This window comes from Dactylosporangium sp. NPDC048998 (genome assembly GCF_043197855.1).
Taxonomy (GTDB): domain Bacteria; phylum Actinomycetota; class Actinomycetes; order Mycobacteriales; family Micromonosporaceae; genus Dactylosporangium.
Genome location: NZ_JBICTV010000016.1, coordinates 16,676 through 35,319, shown reverse-complemented (window position 1 = coordinate 35,319; position 18,644 = coordinate 16,676). Strand labels below are relative to the sequence as shown.

General features: G+C 70.0%; 13 protein-coding genes. 7 read left to right on the top strand and 6 right to left on the bottom strand.

The features are described from left to right. Positions 1 to 498: 498 nt before the first annotated feature. Positions 499 to 729 carry a hypothetical protein gene (locus ACGFI8_RS29960; protein WP_392809984.1) on the top strand — a complete coding sequence of 77 codons (231 nt, stop codon included), beginning with the start codon at positions 499 to 501 and terminating at the stop codon, positions 727 to 729. Between the two features lie 937 nt (positions 730 to 1,666). Continuing rightward, positions 1,667 to 2,080: a hypothetical protein gene (locus tag ACGFI8_RS29955; protein ID WP_392809983.1), complete on the top strand. Its 414-nt coding sequence runs from the start codon at positions 1,667 to 1,669 to the stop codon at positions 2,078 to 2,080. Between the two features lie 511 nt (positions 2,081 to 2,591). On the opposite strand, the gene ACGFI8_RS29950 is transcribed toward ACGFI8_RS29955, so the two are convergent. Further along, a complete protein-coding gene (locus tag ACGFI8_RS29950; protein ID WP_392810101.1) occupies positions 2,592 to 2,975 on the bottom strand; it encodes a transposase in 384 nt (127 codons plus the stop codon). Between the two features lie 556 nt (positions 2,976 to 3,531). On the opposite strand from ACGFI8_RS29950, the gene ACGFI8_RS29945 reads away from it, so the two are divergent. Beyond that, positions 3,532 to 3,675, top strand: coding sequence for a hypothetical protein (locus ACGFI8_RS29945; protein ID WP_392809981.1), 144 nt, complete (start codon positions 3,532 to 3,534; stop codon positions 3,673 to 3,675). Positions 3,676 to 3,759: 84 nt separating this feature from the next. Here the strand turns inward: ACGFI8_RS29945 and ACGFI8_RS29940 are convergent, their stop codons facing one another. The 4 genes from ACGFI8_RS29940 to eccD form a co-directional block, all read right to left on the bottom strand. Then, complete coding sequence (locus tag ACGFI8_RS29940; protein WP_392809979.1) at positions 3,760 to 4,869, bottom strand: phosphotransferase family protein; 1,110 nt, start codon at positions 4,867 to 4,869, stop codon at positions 3,760 to 3,762. A 13-nt stretch (positions 4,870 to 4,882) separates the two neighbouring features. Further along, positions 4,883 to 5,932 carry a hypothetical protein gene (locus tag ACGFI8_RS29935; RefSeq protein ID WP_392809978.1) on the bottom strand — a complete coding sequence of 350 codons (1,050 nt, stop codon included), beginning with the start codon at positions 5,930 to 5,932 and terminating at the stop codon, positions 4,883 to 4,885. 570 nt (positions 5,933 to 6,502) lie between these two features. Further along, positions 6,503 to 7,897, bottom strand: a complete 1,395-nt coding sequence (gene eccB / locus ACGFI8_RS29930; RefSeq protein WP_392809976.1) for a type VII secretion protein EccB — start codon at positions 7,895 to 7,897, stop codon at positions 6,503 to 6,505. Between the two features lie 5 nt (positions 7,898 to 7,902). Then, on the bottom strand, positions 7,903 to 9,297 hold the full coding sequence (eccD, locus tag ACGFI8_RS29925; RefSeq protein WP_392809975.1) for a type VII secretion integral membrane protein EccD: 1,395 nt from the start codon (positions 9,295 to 9,297) through the stop codon (positions 7,903 to 7,905). Between the two features lie 119 nt (positions 9,298 to 9,416). On the opposite strand from eccD, the gene eccCa reads away from it, so the two are divergent. Further along, complete coding sequence (gene eccCa, locus ACGFI8_RS29920; RefSeq protein ID WP_392809973.1) at positions 9,417 to 13,436, top strand: type VII secretion protein EccCa; 4,020 nt, start codon at positions 9,417 to 9,419, stop codon at positions 13,434 to 13,436. An 11-nt stretch (positions 13,437 to 13,447) separates the two neighbouring features. Here eccCa and ACGFI8_RS29915 read toward each other — a convergent pair whose 3' ends face one another. Then, positions 13,448 to 14,557, bottom strand: a complete 1,110-nt coding sequence (locus tag ACGFI8_RS29915; RefSeq protein WP_392809971.1) for a S8 family serine peptidase — start codon at positions 14,555 to 14,557, stop codon at positions 13,448 to 13,450. Between the two features lie 229 nt (positions 14,558 to 14,786). On the opposite strand from ACGFI8_RS29915, the gene ACGFI8_RS29910 reads away from it, so the two are divergent. From ACGFI8_RS29910 to ACGFI8_RS29900, 3 genes are read left to right on the top strand one after another with little or no spacing between them, the layout of a single operon-like run. Beyond that, positions 14,787 to 15,824: a hypothetical protein gene (locus ACGFI8_RS29910; RefSeq protein WP_392809969.1), complete on the top strand. Its 1,038-nt coding sequence runs from the start codon at positions 14,787 to 14,789 to the stop codon at positions 15,822 to 15,824. A 19-nt stretch (positions 15,825 to 15,843) separates the two neighbouring features. Beyond that, a complete protein-coding gene (locus tag ACGFI8_RS29905) occupies positions 15,844 to 18,246 on the top strand; it encodes a hypothetical protein (protein WP_392809967.1) in 2,403 nt (800 codons plus the stop codon). Beyond that, positions 18,180 to 18,494, top strand: a complete 315-nt coding sequence (locus ACGFI8_RS29900) for a zf-HC2 domain-containing protein (protein WP_392809965.1) — start codon at positions 18,180 to 18,182, stop codon at positions 18,492 to 18,494. Before ACGFI8_RS29905 ends, ACGFI8_RS29900 begins: the two co-directional genes overlap by 67 nt. Positions 18,495 to 18,644 lie beyond the last annotated feature (150 nt).

Sequence of the window (18,644 nt, the reverse complement as noted above, 5' to 3'; positions counted from 1 at the left end):
CGGGTTGCTCGGCCGGTTGCTGCCCACGGCGCTCCCGCCGCCGCGTCCGGAACACGTGCCGACGGGAGGCGATGGAGGTGGCTGCGCGGTCCGTCGATGACGCGGTAGCGCCGCAGTTGGCTCCCGCGCCTGATGCGGTGCTGGAACAGCCATCGGCAAAGGACATCGTCGAGGCTGATGCGGACGCGGACGCTTCGGTCGAGCACCTGCCGGATCAGGACGCGCAGCCGTTGGGGGATGTCCCTCCCCAGGATGCTGAGCCCCCGTCGCCCCCGGCATTCCAGCCTTCGTCCGAGCCCGATCATGCGGTGCGCGGTCGGTCGGATGGTTCGGGTGGGGGCGCGCGCTCGTCGCCGGTCCTGGCCGAGCCGCCACTGGCCGAGTGGCGCGGGCTTCCAGGAGGTCTTCAAGGACGTCGACCCGACGGCCGTTGGCCCGGGATGCGTCGAGCGCAGGAACTCGTCGCGCGGCCCGCCCGCATGTGGCAGCAGGTGCCCGATGAGTCCGCGGCCGAAGCTTCATGTCATCAACCGTGATCCCGGTCGGCCGCTGACCGTATCTCCTCAGTTCACGGTCGGGGTGAGTATGGTCCGTGGCCTGCACGCGCTGTTGACCTGGCTCAACACACCAGAACGCCTGCCACCGTACATCCCCGTGGGTGTTTCACTCGCCGAGGCGATCGACTTCGCCGATGACGTTGCCGGCTCTTCGAACTTTGGCGGGGTCTGAGATTGGCTGGCGTCCACTGTGGACTCTGGCGATAGATGTCCGTAGCTCTCGTAGATCATGTTGTTGTCGAAGCAAGATGTCACAACAGCCGGCAACACCCAGACACAAGCCGCTGCGGCCAGCAGCTGGCGTCGTCATGGCAACGGCGGTGTGGCGGCCGTGGTCGGCGGCGGATCTGGTACTTCCACGCGATCACCGCGCACCTGATACCTGGTGGTAGGCGAGTGCTTGACAGGAACGCGGTGGATCGAACAGCACGGGTTGGCTGACGCGTAGGCGGCCGATCTGGCCGCCGCCTGCGCCCACGCCATGGCGGTGCGGCAACCGCCGGCCGCACGAGCCGTCCCCGACTGCTTGCGTCCCACGCCGTCGCGCTGGTCCAGCCGGCTGTGGTCAATGACGGTCGATGCGGCGAGTTGGTACGTTCACGCGATTCGCCGCACCACCCGACGCAGTTAAATAGCGCAAATCTAGATCCAGCCAATCTACTCCAGGAAGGATGTGAGCAGCCGTCTCGCATGGCGAGAGGCGCGGCAGCGCCGTTCCGAGGAACTCCCCCTGAGCATTGGCAGTGCGGCGATCGGCACCTGCGGGAGCATGGCACTCGGCACGACCGAAAGGACGGCTCGGGCGGATTCAGATGGGAGTTCAAATTCTGCGACTTACGAGGAGGGTGGTGGTGGTGTTTACGTTTCCCAGGTCCATTTACGTACAGTAAGTTGGGGCAATACGCAATAGGAATGCAAAGCCACTGATCGGAAACAATCAGCCGACCCCGCCGTGACGGCGTGATTGGATCCGTTACATCGCACTAAATCTCGCCACGTGATCCCCAATGCCAAGAACCACATAGGCTACGTCGTGGCAGCCCCCCGCCCATGCACGTGGCGAGCGACAATGCGAAACACGAAAGACTTCAGAAGATTGGACTACCGTCGTGAAAATCCTCAGCAGAAAGCCGTTTGTCAGAATCGGAGTGGCGCTGGCATCGCTGGTGGCCGCAACTGGCCTGGCCGCGTTGCCCGCCTCCCCTGCGGCAGCGGGCGGTTGTTACGTCGCCACAATCTATTCGTTTGATGGCAATAATCAAGCTCAAGCCGACACTTGCCCCGGAAATGGCGCTCACCTCTGGACCTGGGTCTATAACGGCTCTTGGGACGGCCGAAAGGCAGTTCTCGTCGTCACTATGCGATACAGTTGGGGCGGTCAATACGACGTGTATTTGGGGGCCGACTCCGATGGGAGTTCTAACTCCGCTAGCTACTGGAGCGATTACGGCGTGAAGATGCAGCTTTGCACCTCATGGTGGGACAATTCAGATTGGCGATGCAGTCAGTGGTTGTATCTTTAACCTCGGCCTTTCGTTAACCCCAGCTTCTCGTTAGGGCTGCCCATTTCGTGGTCCGTGAACGCGAAAGTGCCTTCTGATCCGGGAGGATTTGGTTTGTCGAAGGTTAAACCGGCCCGTATCGGAAGGCACCGGCAGAGTGAAGACCGCCGAACTGGTCCGAAGGTCACTGTGACGACTGACGGTCGGGGCGTGCTCAGCCTCGGCGCACCGCGAATTTGAAGGTTGTGCACATGTCGGATGGCGTCGAACCGGGCCGCGTCGCGCCAGGCCTGGTCGCGCGCGGTCAGCCAGTCGATCAGGGCCTCTGCAAGGTAGATATTTGACCGCTTTGCGCTATGTCAGTAGGCCGAGGAGGCGCAGCGGGCGTCGGGGGCCTCTGGCGTTGGCTTGTACGGCGTGCGGGAAGTCCAGGCCGATCGCCGGGGCGACGGTGAGGACCTGCAGACGGCGGATGTCGTAGCGGCCGTGGCCGCGGGTGTGGACCTCGTCGCAGATCGGGACTTTACCGGCTCTACGAAGTTAGCGGGGGTCGAGATGCCCGCGGGCTTTGCGGGGTGGTGGCGGTTCGGGTTCGTAGGCGCTGGTTGAAGGGGTTGCGGAAGCCGTAGGCGTCGCGGGCGATGGTTTTGATGACCCGGTTGGTGCCTTCGGAGCCGGCGTTGGTGATCCCGGTGTGCAGGAACGCCAGGATCTCGGGCCACCACGTTTCGACGGTCGTGGCCAGGCGCTCCAGTTCGGGGAGGTCGGCGTCGGCGCAGCGGCGGTAGAACCGGTGCAGCAGGTCGCGGACCTGTTCCCGGTCCGGGTGGGTACGGGCGGTGGCGAGCAGGTCGAGGAGGTCTTCTTTGGCGTGCCACGCGGCGGTGATCGGTACGCTGATCCCCGGCCGGCGCATCAAGGGTGTCGAGGGTGACAGCGTTGGGCGGTGGCGGGGCTTGACATGGTCCGGACGGCTTTGTCCGCCGCGTCGCCGTGGTCCCGGGGTATCGTCGGCACGGGACCCCGCGCACGGGCTGGTGGAGCTGGGGAGCCGGCCGCGGGTGCGACGGCTGGCCGACGACCTCGCAACCGCCGCGGTGCGCCAGTACCTCAACGGTGGTCCGCCGCTGGTGGTCCGGACCGAGGGCGAGGGAAGCGCAACGCCGGCCGATGACCGCACGCCCGGCGAGTTCGCGCCGAACGCAAGGTTCTCGCGGCTTTGGATCTGCTGGTCCGCCGCCGGCTGGCGATACGCAACCTTCCGGCAGGCATCGTGTCCTTCGATGTCGCCGCCCGGGTCGCCGGACCCACGGCGACACCGACGGCAGGATCCGGCGGGCAGCAGATCCGAATCTGGGTCACGGTGGAAGGTTCGCATCCCTCGCCCACCGATGCTCCTGCCCGAATGGTCGAGGATGTGGCGGGGCGGCCGGATCACGGGTCATCCGGATCTGTCCCCATCGAGCAGATGGGTGCTCAAGGCACTCGACGACCAGGCGCGTCACGCCATGGAGTCCGCGCCGGGGCAGGCCCAGGCGCGGATAGAGCGCCTCATCGCAAAGGCAGCCACCATGGCGTATGCACTCCTGCAGGAGTATGCACTCCAGGGCGAGTGATCAAATACCGATGCAGCGCCTTCGGAAGATCTCCGGTCCGGCCCGGCGCAGCTGGCGCCGGACCCCGGGGCGCGGCCGGCTGACTCATCCGCGATTACCGATGAAAGTCTGGACTGAACCAATGGGCGGCTCGGCGCCGATGAGTTTGGCGAGCAGTTGACTGGCGGGGTTGTTGAATCTCATCGGCGCGTCCGGGGGAAGAAAGCCGAGATCGATCATCAGGTTGCCGGCGCGGTGCATGAGGATCGCCAGGCGTACCCCGGCCCAGGCCTCGTAGTAGTCAAGGTGGTCGATGGTGCGGCCGGAGGCCTTCTCATAGATGGCGACGACCTGGTCCCTGGTGGGGAAGCCTGACGGCACGGGCAGGCCGATTCCTTCCGTGTGGTGGCGCAAGATGAACAGCCACCAGGCCAACTCGATGTCGGGGTGCCCGAGGCCCACCATTTCCCAGTCGAGGATCGCGTTCACCGCGAGGTCATCGCCGAACATCATGTTGCCGATGCGCGCGTCGCCCCAGTTGAGCACGGGCTCGCGCCGGTCATCGGGTCGGTGGGCGTCAAGCCAGGCGAAGCCCGCCTCGATGGTCGGGTTGACCTCGGCACCGCGAGCCCAGTCGTAGAACTCGCGCCACTTCGCGAGCTCGGCGTCGAAGACGTCCGTGCCGTCCGGCGGGGCAAGGAATCCGAGCCCGAGATCTTTCCAATCGGCGTTGTGGATGGCGGCCAGTGCCTCGAGCGACGCCGTGCACAAGCGTAGCTGCTGCTCGTCGGAGAGTTCGAGCACCCAACCGGTGGCCGTGAACGGCGGGTCGTCCGCCGGGACCCTCCCGCTCGCACGCTCCATCACGAGGAAGGGAGCCCCCAACGCGGTGGAGTCCTCCTCGACCCAACGTACGGTGGGCACCGGCTGCCCGATGCTGGCCAGGGCCTTCATGACGATGGCTTCCTTGCCGAGGTCGGAATCCTTGAAGATCGCTGGGCCGTCGGGTGCGATGCGTGCGACGAGCTCCTGGGTCGACGACGTCTCGCCGTTCGACCAGGAGGCGGTGAACAGCACCGTCGTGTTCGACATTCCGCTGGCGCTGGGTACATCGAGATTGTCGATGGAGATGGCTGTCGCTTCGGGTAGCTGTGCTGCGAGCCAGCGCCGCAGGTTGTCGCTGAGCTCTTGCGGGTCCTTGTTGGCCAGTGCCACGAGTTCTCTCCTGTCAGTCCTGGGCTGTCCGGCGGCTGCGTGCCTTGACCGCGCGCTGATAGCGGTCGAACCAGACCTCCTGGTAGGTGGAGTGGGTCACCCGGCCCTGCTCGTCCTCCCACCGGTAGACGCTGTCGTGGAGGGACACGTTGGGCCAGGCGGGGAGTGTCGCCGTCGCGATCGCTTCCCCGGCGAACCGGTAGATCCGGCCGTCCTCGTCCTCGGCCTCGATCTGCTGGCGCAGTGACGCGAAGGTGTGCGGCTGCCGTTCCAGTACGTTGCGGCGAACCCGGGTGATTTGCTTGGTCTCGCCGTTGGTGTGCAGCCAGGCGAAGTGGTGCGTCGGCACGCCCTCAGGCATCTCGTAGACGCCCAGCCACTCCGGGTCGGTGTCTGGCGCTTCGAAGCTGATCTGGTTGAAGATCAGGTCCGGGCCGAAGTACATCGGGGACCATCCCACAGGGGGAACCGGCACTCCGCCCTGCGTCTCCTTGCGTACCTGACGCCACGATCGATCCCGCGGTGCGTGGCAGTCGATGTCGTAGTGCTCGCCGTGGAGCTCCAGCTGACCGGTGCAGTGCATGAACTGCTCGCTGCCGCCGGGCACGCGGCCCAGGTCGTCGCGGTGGTTCTCCTCGCCTGGCATGACGTGGCCGCGTACGAGTAACGGCGTCAGTGCGGTCTGGGTGATATCGAACTTCGTCTGCCCGTCGGTGCTGGCGTAGCTGACGCGCACAACTTGCCCTGGCTCGACGAACTCGATGCGCAGTCCATTCGCGGTCGTGATGATGTTTCCGTCGATGTGGGGCCACGGCATCGTGATCTCGTAGTCGAGGTGATCGATGTCCAGGCTGTGGATGTTGTCAGTCCCGCGGAAGATCGCCACGCCCCCTTGGGACAGTGGGAATGCCGGCTGGTAGCGGACGTAGAGGAAGGCGCCGATCCGCGCCTCGGGGATCGAGAAACTGAAGTAGTGGGTATGGATTGTGTGCGGGTCCCAGTGCTCGCCATCGGGTAGCGGCACGATCAGGTCGGTCTCCGGCGGGTGGGTGGCGTGGCCCATCGTGGGTGCACCTCCTGGTTGATTCGTAACGCTCGTAACTACTGGCGCCCGGCCCGCGCGGTCCTGGCATCGCGAACTCCTCGTGGAGTGGGACCGGCTGGTTCCAGGCCGAGTCAACTGCGTCGAGCGATGTGGCGGATCGCGTGAAGATACCAATCCATCGCATCGACAATCGTCGACGATGTCCGGCGGCGATCGGGGTACCGTCACGGCCGCTGCCGCACCGTCATGGCGTAGACGCCGGAGGGGCGAGATCGGCCGCGTACACGTCAATAGACCCATGCTGTTCGGTGAACACCGTGGTCAAGCCGTAGCCGGGCCAGCCCGGTAGGCAGGCGGACATGTCGGCGCTCCATTGCCGTCGAACACCCATCCGCCCAGCTTTCGCCTACCGGGTGCGCGGCGCATCGCGTGGATGTACCAGATCCGCCGCCGACCACGGCCGTCACCGGACCCGCGACGTCACCCCCACGCGAATTCTCCGGGCAGGGCTTGCCCGTCAGGCCGCTCGCGCGGCCTGAGAAGCTGACGCCTTCAGGCGTCAGAGGAGTCACTCGCATGCTGGTCGAATCACCTCGTCGCCGGGATGAGGTCCAGAACCGGACCGGTCGGCAGCAGGGACAGCAGCGCGGCTGGCACCGTCCGGGACTGTTCGAGGGAGTAGCCGAGCGCCTTCGCCGCGTCCGCGGTGCCGATCGGGAACTTCACCCCGGCGTCGGTGACGAGGAAGTAGCTCGTCCCGCCCGCCTGCCCGGCGCGGCCCTGGCGAACCAGTCCGCCGACACCAGGCGCCGCCAGCACGGCGGTCGCGGTCTGCTCGGTCCGGCTGATGTTCTGCGAGTCCCCGGCCACCGTGACGGTCGGGGTGGCTTGCATGGTCACCACGGCCGGACCGTCCGGTGTGGACCGTCGTATGCACCACGTCTGGTTCACCGGCAGGACCGCCTGGGCCGGCGGTTGCTGGGGCAGCCCGGCCGGGAGCGGCTGCTGCCGCGACACCGGCAGCTGGGCGAGCCCGCCCGCGGTCAGCTCCACCGGACGCACCGGTGAGCCGGCATACGCCTTGCCGGTGTCCGGGTCCCCGAGCACCAGCGCGACCGCCGTCGCGCCGATCGGGCTCAGACCGTCGCGGAGCAGCAGGAAGTACCGGTCGGGGACGCCGACCACGCGGACGACGAAGACCTGTCCGACAGTGGCGGGCCGGCCGTCGACGACCGGGCCCGCCTCCCCTCGGCCGACGACGTCGAGGGGCGTGATGTCCGGTCCGGGCGGCAGTTGGTTGAGCCAGTCGGCCGATACCGGGGGTGCCGCCGCGGCGTAGCCGAGCACACGTGGGATCCACGGCTGCGTCAGCGCGAACCGTTGACCGTTCCAGATCAGGAAGACCCGGCCGCCAGGCGCGGTGACGGTGAAGCCGCTGTTGTCCTCGACCGGCGTAGCGCCGCCACCCCGGGTCAGGATGAGGAGGGTTCCGGTCTGCGTCGCCCCGGTCTGGTCGGTCCCGGCAAGGGCGCAGACGCTCCACTCGAGATCCGCCAGTCCGGCAGGGTCAGGCGGTGCGTCGGGCGCGCCGACGATGCCGATCGGCATACCCCGGGAAACGGACTTCAGAGATGCCGCGGACACTGTCACCAGAGCGGGCCGCTTGCCGAAGATCAGGGCCGCGGACGTGTAGTTGTAGACCGGCCGGAGCTGGCCGTCGAGCAGCACGAACCGGCCACCGGTCTCCTTCTCGACGATGAGCGTCTCCGGCTGCTGCCATTGATTGGCACCCCCCGGCTTCAGGATGCCGAAGACCACGAACCCGCCCATGATGAGGCCGCCGATCAGCAGCCCGGCGACCATGCCGGTGAGGATGCGCCGATGGGGGTTCTCCAGCGCCTCAGGCTCGGCCATGACGAGTGCGGCCGTGAGCCGGCCCAGCATGTAGGACTGGGCCTGTACCTGGTCTCGTCTCGACTGCACCGGGCTCAGCCGCCGATGCCACGGGCGAAGCCGTACACGTTCAGCACGGCGAGGAAAACCGGAAGGATCGCGCTGGCGGCGATCGTTTGCAGGAGGTCGCCGGCGCGACCCCAGTACGGGGTGGGGCGACGGCCGGGCATGATCCGGGCGATCAGGAAGAGCAGCACTGCGCCGAGCGGTACGGCGAGCACCGGTCCGGCGGCGCGGTACAGCGGGGAGACGGACGCCGCCCACGCGAGGGCGAGGGTGACGGCGCCGGCCGCTGCGGGTAGCAGTTGGGCCAGCCGGTGCCACGCGCTGGTCATCGGACGGGCGGCGAGGCAACGGACCAGCGCGACCAGCCCGGCCAGGGTGGCCGGTGCCCAACCCGGGGCCATGCCGACGATCACGACGGCCGCGGCTGTCGGGACGGCGAGCCCGGTGTACAGCGCGCTCATCAGCTGGTCAGCGGCCGCGGCCTGGGTCAGCAGCGTGGTGCTCGGGATGGGATCGAGTTCCTCCTGGAGGTGCTCGGGCTGGGTCGGCAGCGGCGCCAACCGGAGGCCGGCGAGCCGGAAGGCCAGTACGGGCACGAGCATCGTGGCCAGTGTGGACGCCACCAGCAGCGCGGAGGCTGCCGCTGTCCTGGTGAGGTCGGCGAAGGTGCCCAGCGCCGCTGCCCCCACGGTCAGCAGGGCGGCCGTGATCACGGCGAGCAGCAGCGGGCGGGCGGCGATCGTCAGCGCGGCGATGCTGGCGGTGGCCAGCATCGCCACCGATCCGGTGAACAGGGCCGGCCCGTCCACCCGCAGGCCCACCACGCCGCCGCGCGGATCGGCCGCGAGTATCCCCGCGAGCCCGGCGTACGCGACGGCAGCGCCGGTGAAGGCGACGCCGAACGGCTTGTCACCGAGGGCGAACGTGGCGACGAGGGATCCGATGAGACAAGTGAGCGCGAGCACACCGGCGGCGAGGGCCCGGTGCGGGGGATGCCCGGGGAGGGCGACCACAACCACGCCGGTGCCGAGCAGGACGGCGGCCGCCGCCAGGGCGGCCCGTCGGGTCAGCGCCGGCTTCCAGCGGCCGGAACGCTGCTGCACGCCGGTGGCGATCCCGTCGATGAGATCGTCGAAGTCGACCGGCGGGATCTGCTCCGACCTGGGTCGCAGATGGACCACGTCGCCGTCGTGCAAGCCCAGCGCGGCGATGGTCGACTCCTGATCGAACGGGGCGGCGCCGAGGCGCTGCAGCACCCAACCGCCGTGCAGCAGGCCCGTCTCGACCAGGTTCTCGCCCAGGTGCTCGACCAGGACCGGCAGGAGGTCGGACACGACCACGTGAACGGGTACCGCCACCTCCACCTGGCGGGCCGGCCCGCAGACGGTGAGGCGGCACATCTCGCCCGTCGCCGCGACAGTCATGCCTAGACAACGCAGGAATCCGCCTCGGGTTCATCCGCGGAAACAAAATTTCGCATTGCGGTGACCGCCACAGCGCCACCGAGCGTTGTAAGCAAGACGGCGTCCCAGGGGGCGCTGGTATGGAGGTGAGCGTGAGCACCGTCGTGTTCCGTCGCCCGGTGCGGCGAACCGGGCCGGAGATGCCTACGGGCGAGATCAGCCTTCAGGAGCCGCCGGCGCTGCCCGAGGTCACCCCCGGCGGCCTGCGCAGCGTCATGACGATCCTGCCGATGATGCTGATGTCCAGCGTCATGGTGATGATGTTCATCGGCGGCGGCCGGGGAGCGCTCACCTTTGTCATGGCCGGGTTGATGGGCGTCGCCATGCTCGGCATGGTCGTCGGTCAGCTGGCGGTGAGCGCAGGGGAGCGCAAGCATCGCATGGGCGGCGATCGGCGCGACTACCTGCGCTACCTGTCCCAGCAGCGCAAACGCGTCCGCAGATCCATCGAGCAGCAGCGGGAGGCGACCGACTGGCGGCATCCCGACCCGTCGGCGCTGTGGTCGGTGGCGTTCACCACCCGGCGGTGGGAGCGCCGCCCGAGCCACCCGGACTTTCTCGAGGTCCGGGTGGGCACCGGGCGGCAGCGGTTGGCCACCCGGATGGCGCCGCTGCAGACGAAGCCGATCGAGGACCTGGAGCCGCTGTCGGCGAAGGCGCTGCGGCGGTTCATCAACGCCTATACCGCGATCGACGATCTCCCGGTGGCACTGTTCCTGCCCGGCTTCCACCAGATCCGGATCACCGGCGACAGCGAGCGACGGCGCGCGTTCGCACGGGCATTGGTCACGCAGGTCGCGACGTTCCACGCCCCCGAGGAGGTCGTCATCGCGCTCTGCCTCTCCGACGCGGCGACTGGAGCGTGGGAGTGGATCAAATGGATGCCGCACGTGCAGCATCCGACCGAACAGGACGCGGCCGGGCCGGCCCGGCTCGCCGCCGAGAGCATGGACGCCGTGGAGCGCCTGCTGGGTCAGGAGTTCCTGGCCAGACCCCGATGGGAACAGGGCGCCTCCCCCAGCCGCGACGAGCCCTTCGTGGTGGTCATCTGCGACGACGGCCGGATACCCGCCGGGTCCCGCATGATGGCCGGCGGCTACCGCAACGCGGTCCTGGTCGATCTGGGCACGCCGCCCTCGACGGTGCCCCGGGGTCTGCTCTGGGCCGACCTCAGCGAGTCCGGCCTGGAGCAGGTCAAGCACGACCAGGTGGGGCGCGAGGTCCGATCGAACCTGGCCCGGCCGGACCAGCTGACCGCCGCGGAGGCCCGTACCGTCGCGCAGATCCTGTCGCCGTACCGGCTGAGCATCACCACCGAGCCGGCCGCGGAGGCGCTGACCACCGACTTCGACCTCGGTGCGCTGCTGGGCGTCGCCGACCTGAGCAACCTCGACCTGACGCAGGCGTGGGCGGCCCGGCCAGCCGCGCGCCGGCTGCGGATCCCGATCGGCATCGACGCCGAAGGGGGGCCGGTCGAACTCGACATCAAGGAATCGGCACTCGGCGGCATGGGACCGCACGGCATGCTCATCGGCGCCACCGGCTCTGGCAAGAGCGAACTGCTGCGGACCATCGTGCTGGGCCTGGCGATGACCCACTCCTCAGAGATCCTCAACTTCGTCCTGGTCGATTTCAAGGGTGGGGCCACCTTCCTCGGCCTGGACAAGCTGCCGCACACCTCGGCCGTCATCACCAACCTCGCCGACGAGGCGGCGCTGGTCGGCCGGATGCAGGACGCGCTGCACGGCGAGCTGGTCCGCCGGCAGGAACTGCTGCGCCAGGCCGGCGGCTTCACCTCGGTGCTGGAGTACGAGCGCGCCCGGGGACAGGGCCAGCAATTGGACGCGTTGCCGACGCTGTTCGTGGTGGTGGACGAGTTCAGCGAGCTTCTGGCCACGCACCGCGACTTCATTGACCTCTTCGTGATGATCGGCCGACTCGGCCGGTCGCTTGCGGTGCATCTGCTGCTGGCGAGCCAGCGCCTGGACGACGGCCGGATCGCAGCGCTGGAGACCCACCTGTCGTACCGGATCGGCTTGCGTACGTTCTCCGCCATCGAGTCCCGCACCGCCATCGGCGTGCCCGATGCCCACGAGCTCCCGTCTCAGCCCGGACACGGGTACCTACGGACAGATGTGTCGTCGCTGATCCGCTTCAAGGCGGCCTATGTCTCCGGGCCGCACCGGCCGAAGCATAAGCGGCTCGACCCGGCGGTCGTCCAGCGCCAGGTCGTCCCGTTCCGGCTGCAGCACACCCCCTACCCGGAGGCGGACGGTTCCGGACATCCGGAAGCAGGCCAACCGGCCGACCCGCCGGAGCTGCCCGGCGCGGAGGAAGAGCGTACGCCCAGTGTGCTCCAGGTGGTCGCCGCGCAGTTGGTCGACCAGGGCCCGCCCGCCCACCAGGTCTGGTTGCCGCCCCTGCACCGGCCACCCACCCTGGACCATCTGTTGCCCGCGCTGGCCCCGGACCCCGAGGCCGGGCTGCGCGCGGTGGGCTGGCCCGGCAACAGCGCGCTGGCGGTGCCGGTCGGGTTCGTGGACAAGCCGTTCGAACAGGCCCGGGAACTGCTTGTCGCGGATCTTTCCGGCATCGGTGGGCACCTGGGTATCGCCGGTGGGCCGCAGAGCGGCAAGTCCACGCTGCTGCGCACGTTGATCTGTGCGCTGGCGCTGACGCACAGCCCGCGCGAGGTGCAGTTCTACTGCCTCGACTTCGGCGGCGGCACGCTGTCCGCGATCAGCGACCTGCCGCACGTCGGTAGCGTCGCCGGTCGGCTGGACGCCGACCGGGTGATCCGTACCGTGGCCGAGGTGAGTGCCCTGATCGCCGACCGGGAGCGGCGGTTCGCGACCCAGGGCATCGACAGCATGGCGGCGTACCGTCGTCAGCGAGCCGCTGGCCTCGTCGACGATCCCCATGGCGATGTGTTCCTCGTCGTGGACGGCTGGTTCACCCTCCGGCAGGAGTTCGAGGCGGCGGACACGGCGATCCGGCAGATCGTCGCGCGCGGCCTCAACTTCGGCGTCCACCTGCTGCTGACTGCGGCCCGCTGGTCGGAGGTCCACCACGGCATGCGGGACCAGATCGGCACCCGGCTGGAACTGCGGCTCGGTGATCCGGTCGACTCGGCGATCGACCTGCGGGCGGCGGCCACCGTCCCGCACCTTCCGGGCCGGGGGCTCACCGCACAGAAGACCCACTTCCTCGGTGCGTTGCCACGCATCGACGGCGTCGCCGACCCGGCCAGCGTCGCAGACGGCTCGCGGGCCCTCGCCGCCGCGGCACGGGACTTCTGGGACGGTGCCCCGGCGCCGCGGGTGCGCACCCTGCCCGCCGTGCTCCCCGCCCGCGACCTGCCCATGGCCGAGGGGGACGTGCGGCTGCCGATCGGCATCGACGAGGAGCGGCTGGAGTCGGTGTGGCACGACTTCGAGGAGCTGCCGCACCTCACCGCGCTCGGAGATGTCCAGAGCGGCAAGACAAGTCTGCTGCGGTACGTGGCCGATTCGCTCGTGCGGCGCTTCACCCCGAAGGAGGTACGCCTGATGATCGTGGACTTCCGGCGAACCTTGTTCGACGGGGTACCCGAGCCCTACCGTCTCGGGTACTCGGTCTCGGTCGATTCGGCGAGGAGCACGGTCGCACAGGCCATCGAAGGGCTCAAGCTCCGGATGCCGGGCACGGACGTCACGCCGGAACAGCTGCGGGCCCGGGACTGGTGGTCCGGGCCGCGGCTCTACCTGCTCGTCGACGACTACGACATGCTCGGCGGGCACGAAAGCCCCCTGCTGCCGCTGATCCCGTACCTGGCACAGGGCACCGACATCGGCTTCCACGTCGTGCTGACCCGGGCGGCCGCCGGCGCGATGCGGATGTCCATGGATCCGTTCATCCGGCGGCTCCAGGAGACCAACAGCCCGGACGTGGTGCTCTCCTGCCCGCCTGGCGAGGGCCCGCTGCTGGGCAACACCAAACCGAGGATCCTCCCCCCGGGCCGTGCGCTGCTGTGCACCCGCCGCGGGAGCCGGGTGATCCAGACGCCGTACGTCGAGCCCGGCACCCCGGCCAGCCCACCCGTGGACCTCGCCGGCCGGTAGTGCGCGGTCGGCTATCTCGTGCGGGCCCGCCGGGCGCGCCAGGTCCACAGCAGAACGGCGCTCAGGACGGTCGTCACCGCGACGGCGATGGAGACCAGCCGGGCCCGCGCGATCGCGGGGTCGGCCGGCGGCCTCAGCGCGACGGAGACGGGGTTGGCGTCCCTGTGCACCGTCCGCGTCGCCTCGTCGGGTTCGATCATCGACACCGCCGCGTACGGGTCGATGGTGCCGGCCACCGCGTGCGGCGGGCGTTCGGCGGTCACGAGAAGGCGCCGCGTCACCTCGGCGGCCGTCAGGTCCGGGTAGTACGCGCGGACCAGCGCCGCCGCGCCGGCGGCGTACGCGGCGGCGATCGCCGTCCCGCCCACCGAGTACTGGCCGGGCCCGGTGGGGCCGGGCACGACGGCGCCCACCCCGGGTGCCAGCACGTCCGGTTCGCTGGCGGCACCGGTCGATGTGGTGGCCCGTCCGTCGGGGCCGACGCCACCCACGGCGAGGACTTCCGGATACGCGGCGGGGTACCACGCCGGCGGCGGCTGTCCCGGAAGGTTCGACGGCCCGTCGTTGACCGGTGCGACCACGAGGATGTTCCGGCCGGCTGCCCGCGCGACCGCGTCGCGCAGCGCTTGGGCGTTGGTCACGTCGCCGGTGCCGAGGAGAATGATGTCGGCGCCGGCGTCCACCGCGGCGTTGACGCCGTCGCTGATGGCTTTTGTGGTGACCTTGCCCTGCGGGTTGATGATGCGGATCGGCAGCACGGTGGCCTCGGGGGCCATCCCGACGACGCCCGTGCCGGACGTCGGCCGGGCGGCAACGATGGCGGCCAGCGCGGTACCGCGACCAAGGCAGTCCGACTGGGCGGGCCCGCCGGTGACGACATCCTTACCAGCCGCGACGGCTCCGGCCAGGCCGACCGCGGCGCTGCTGACGCCGGAGTCGAGGATCGCGACGACCACGCCCTTTCCCCGGCTGAGCGACCACGCCTGGTACGGGGCCATCCTCGCGAGGGGCCAGGACACCTGTCCGCCGTCCCGTACCGGGGACGGGCCGACGCACCCGTTGATCGCCGAGGGAAGGGCGGGCGGCGCGTCGTCGGCGGCGGCCGGGATGGCGGTGACCATGCTCAGTCCGGCCGCGAGTCCTGTCGCGGCGCAGGCAGTTGCGGCGCGAGCACGGATTCGACGAACGATCCCCATACGATTCCCCCTGCCGGTCGAGTCGTGCTTGTACTACGACGCTCCCGCGAGTCGTCGAGTTCAGTGATTCTTCGCCCGCACGTGAACTTTTGCGGCCGGCATAACGAAGTAGGGACTGCGAGATTTCGCGGAGTCCTGGTCCCGGGAGGCGGATGTGGCGGTTGCCGCGTTCCATCAGCTGCTGCTACGCCTCGCCGGATGGGTGCCCGACGAACTGCTCTGTGCCGCACGCGACCAGCTCGTGCGAGGGGCGACCGGCGACGTCGCGGCGATGATTGGGTATGCGGCCCAGACGGTGCGGATTCCCCTGGCCGACGCGGACGTCGAGCTGCTTCGGGCGGCCATCGGCTCGGTCCCGCCGGTCGTGCGGGCGGGTGCCCGGCCGGGCATCCCGCCTGTCGTGTTCAGCGCCGAACCGCCACCGGCGGTGGCGGACGAATATCCGCTCACCGGTCCGGCCGGGCCTGACGGCACCGATGGTCTTGACGAGGTCGACCGCACCTGTGCCGAGGTGATCGAGCTGGAGTCCGAAGGCACGGCCCGCGCGGTATGGCGGGTCTGGCGGTCGCCGGACCGGCCGTCCGGGTGGCCACCACCGAGGCGCGTGGTCCTGATTCAGGCCACGGCCGATGGGGATCTGCTCGCTCTGATCGCGGCCAGGTTGCAGGAGGTCCTCGTGCACGCCGGCGAGCGCACCCCGCAGGTGGAGGTCTTCGCCGAGGCGGACCGGCTGCCGTCGTACCAGCGCGCGGCACTCGCCAGCGCGGTGCTGGTCTGGGCCGGTCGCTCCGGGGCCGACCCGGTCACGTCGGTCCGGCCTCGGGTGGCGAGGCTCTTCGATCCGGGGGTGCAGCCCGGTTTCGCCTCCGATCGGGAGCGTCTCGACGAGCCCGAGCGCGGCAAGGTGCTGGCGTTCCTGTCCGGCGGCAGCCCGGTGCTCGCCACCGACGCCGTCATGGACGACGTTCTCGGCAGCGGGCACGGCGTGGTACCGATGACGTGCCGGTCGGACGGCACATGGGTCTGGTCGGACGGTGTCGCCTACTACTTGCGTACGTATGCCGTGGCGCCGGAGGCCGACTTCCTATGGCACATCCGGGCCGCCGGGTACCGGGCGGATCCGATCGACACCATCGCGGTCCACCAGGCCGTGGCAGCGGTGACCGCGGTGGAAACGGGGCGGCCGTGGTGACGGCGGCCGGGGCGAGCCGGTGACCTCCCGCCCGCCCGTCGCCCACGTCGAGCCGCTGGCCGGAGCGCTGTTGCTGCGTACCGACCGCAGTCCTGCCGGTGCGTTGCGGGCTGTCGCCTCGGCACTCGGGCGCGCACACCGGGAGACGGTCATCGTGACCGCACCAGAGATCACGGCTCGGGACACCGTCTTCGATCTGATCACTTCCGTCGTGGCCGAACTGGAACCGACCGGGGACGGGTTCAGGCTCGTCCTACTCGGCGCGGGTCCGGACCGGGCCGCGCGGCAGGCGGGCATCCGGCGCATGGCCTGGCAATTCGGTGCGCGCGTCATCGGCTCGCTCGGCCCGGTCACCGTCGCCTCCGACGGCACCTGCGTCTCGGTGCCGGAATCAGCCGCGGCAGCCGGTCGCGGCCCGGACGCCGGACGGTGGCCGGCGGGGTGGTACGGGTTCGACGGCGCCGGTCCGGGCGAAGACCTCAACGAACCGCCCTGGTCTCCGCGGCCGCGCTGGCCGGCGCTGCCCATGCCGGATCGCCAGGTCGAGGCGGTCCTGGTCGCCCATCCCGTGCCTGCCGGGCTGTGGCTGCTCCCGCCGGGCCTCCGGCCGGGACAGGCCGGGGTGGTCGGCACCCTCCCCCGGGAGCCGGACAACGCGACGATCTTCGTCGGCGGGTGTGGCCGGCCCGTACCGGCCGAGGAGGTGCTCCGGGCGGTGGCGAGCCGGCGACTCGACCCGGCATCCCGCCTGGTGCTGCTACCGGGAGCGGTTCCGGCGGGCACCGAGCCGGGCGAACTCGACGTTCTGCCGGTGCGGCTGAGCTCGGCCGTACCCGTGCTCGGCCGGACGGGCTGGCGGTTGGCTCCGGTCGCGCCCGGCGGCGGCGTCGCTCCCGTCGACGCTGTTGTTCCCGTCGACGCCGTCGGCCTCCCCGCCGTCGGCGATGACCAGCCGGTCGGCCCGCCGGGCGTGCCGTCAGGTCCGTTCACGACCGGGCGCCGCGCCGTCCCTGGCCGGGCCACCGTCGCGGGCTGGTCCTTTCTCGAAGGGATCGAGGCGTTCGGCTTCGCGCCCGCCGCGGCGGGCGCGGTCGTCGAGGTCGCCATCGGCCGGAAGGGGTTCCTCGTCGGTGGCACGGCGATCAGCGTCTACGAATTCGCCGATCTGCTCACCGCTGTGCTCGGACCCGGCGAGCAGCCCTTGGTGCTCACCGGCCCGCAGGGCCCCCGACCAGCGGAGTTGCTGGCGGACCTGGCCATTGCGTGGGGATCGACGGTCTACGCCTCGGCCGGTCCGCTCGCCCTCACGGCGACCGGGATCCTGCTCGCCGCGGCCGGCTTCGACGCCTACCGGCCCGGCTCGCCGTCCCTGCCGGTCGGGCCGGTCGTGCCGGCGGGCTGCGCCGCCGTTGGCCTCGCGGACCTGGCGGCCCGGTCGACGATGCCGGCGCCCGTACGAGTCACGAGTCCATCCGAGCCGGTGGCGTTCTTGCCGCAGCCCGTCATTGACGGCGGCGGCGAAGCCGAGTTTCAGGCCGCGCTCGTCGATGCGCTGGGCCCCGAGTTCCACCGGCACGCCACCGGATTGCGCGAGGCACGGCGGCGTGCCGGGGTCACTGACGATCCGGCCCCCGAACTGGTCGCACTCCGGGCCTGCGGCGCCGGTGTTCGGTTGGGCGTCAACGAATACCTGCGTGGTGCAGGGCTCGCCGCCCCTGCCGACGCGGACGGACGATGGGGGCCGCCCGCAGCCGTCATCGGCACCGGCGCGGTCCTGGCGCTCGGGCAGTTGCCGGTGGTGTTCGGGCCGGTGTTCGCGTCGGCCGGCGGCCGCGCCGATGCCTACACGCCGGGGCTGGAGCTCACCGAGCCGGGATTCGTCGAGGTCCAGCTCACCTCGACGGTCAATCCGGCCGCGGAGGTCGAGTACGTCATCTGGTCCATGGTGGCGCGCCGCTTGGACGCCACTGTCCGCGACGGGGTGCCGGTGGCGATCTTCGCCCCGGGCAGCCGGTTCAAGGTCCTCGACGTCGAACCGGTGGCTGGGCGGTCACGGGTCTACCTCGCGGACCTGGGCGCCGGCCGTCGCGCAGGCTCCGACGAGCTGCTCGCCCGACTGCGCCGTACCGGCCCCGCCGTACCGGTCGCAGATGTCCGGATGATCGAACCGATCGGGTTCGCCGTCGACGGCCATCCCTTGACGTATCAGGGTGAACCCGGCGGCGAGCCGGGCGGTGACGCAGACCGCCGCGGCCTCAGCCGACTGCCGTCGCTCTCGTCTCGGCCAGAGCCCGGTTCGGCCGGACCTGGCTCAGACCCCCGGAATGCACCTTCGTTGCAGGGAGAACACCGGACATGGGGCCGTACAACGGGATCGTCTGGCGCGACGCCCACCTCTTCGGGCAGGTCGATCTTTACCTGACGGGTGCCCTGCCCGCCCCCGTACACTCGCGGTTCGAGGCGCACCTGTTCCACTGCGGCGCGTGCCGGACGGCGGCCGACCTGCACAGCGAGATCGCTGTTCGAGTCGCGTCCCTCCCGGCGCAAACCGTGGCCGACCTCGAACAGATCCCGCCTGATCGACCCGGCGGACCAGGGACCGGGACGCGCGGGCCCCGGCATCATGCTCATTGGCTCATAGGCCGGCATCGGGGTCGCACGGCCCCATGATCATCGTTGGTACCGTGCCGGTCGCGTCGCGGTACGTGCGTTTCTTTGCCCTGGTTCGGGCCTCCGGCGAGGTCTTCGGGGTAGTGAACACGGCGTGACGCCAAGTCGAGTAGGGCCGATTGAACCTAGGCGCGAGTGCCGACGTTGTGT

What these genes read in the sequence shown, in the direction of transcription:
- eccD (WP_392809975.1), bottom strand. Translation starts at nt 9,297, where the DNA reads ATGACTGTCGCGGCGACGGGCGAGATGTGCCGCCTCACCGTCTGCGGG.
- ACGFI8_RS29950 (WP_392810101.1), bottom strand. Translation starts at nt 2,975, where the DNA reads ATGCGCCGGCCGGGGATCAGCGTACCGATCACCGCCGCGTGGCACGCC.
- ACGFI8_RS29900 (WP_392809965.1), top strand. Translation starts at nt 18,180, where the DNA reads ATGGGGCCGTACAACGGGATCGTCTGGCGCGACGCCCACCTCTTCGGG.
- ACGFI8_RS29935 (WP_392809978.1), bottom strand. Translation starts at nt 5,932, where the DNA reads ATGGGCCACGCCACCCACCCGCCGGAGACCGACCTGATCGTGCCGCTA.
- ACGFI8_RS29960 (WP_392809984.1), top strand. Translation starts at nt 499, where the DNA reads ATGAGTCCGCGGCCGAAGCTTCATGTCATCAACCGTGATCCCGGTCGG.
- ACGFI8_RS29915 (WP_392809971.1), bottom strand. Translation starts at nt 14,557, where the DNA reads ATGGTCACCGCCATCCCGGCCGCCGCCGACGACGCGCCGCCCGCCCTT.
- eccCa (WP_392809973.1), top strand. Translation starts at nt 9,417, where the DNA reads ATGGAGGTGAGCGTGAGCACCGTCGTGTTCCGTCGCCCGGTGCGGCGA.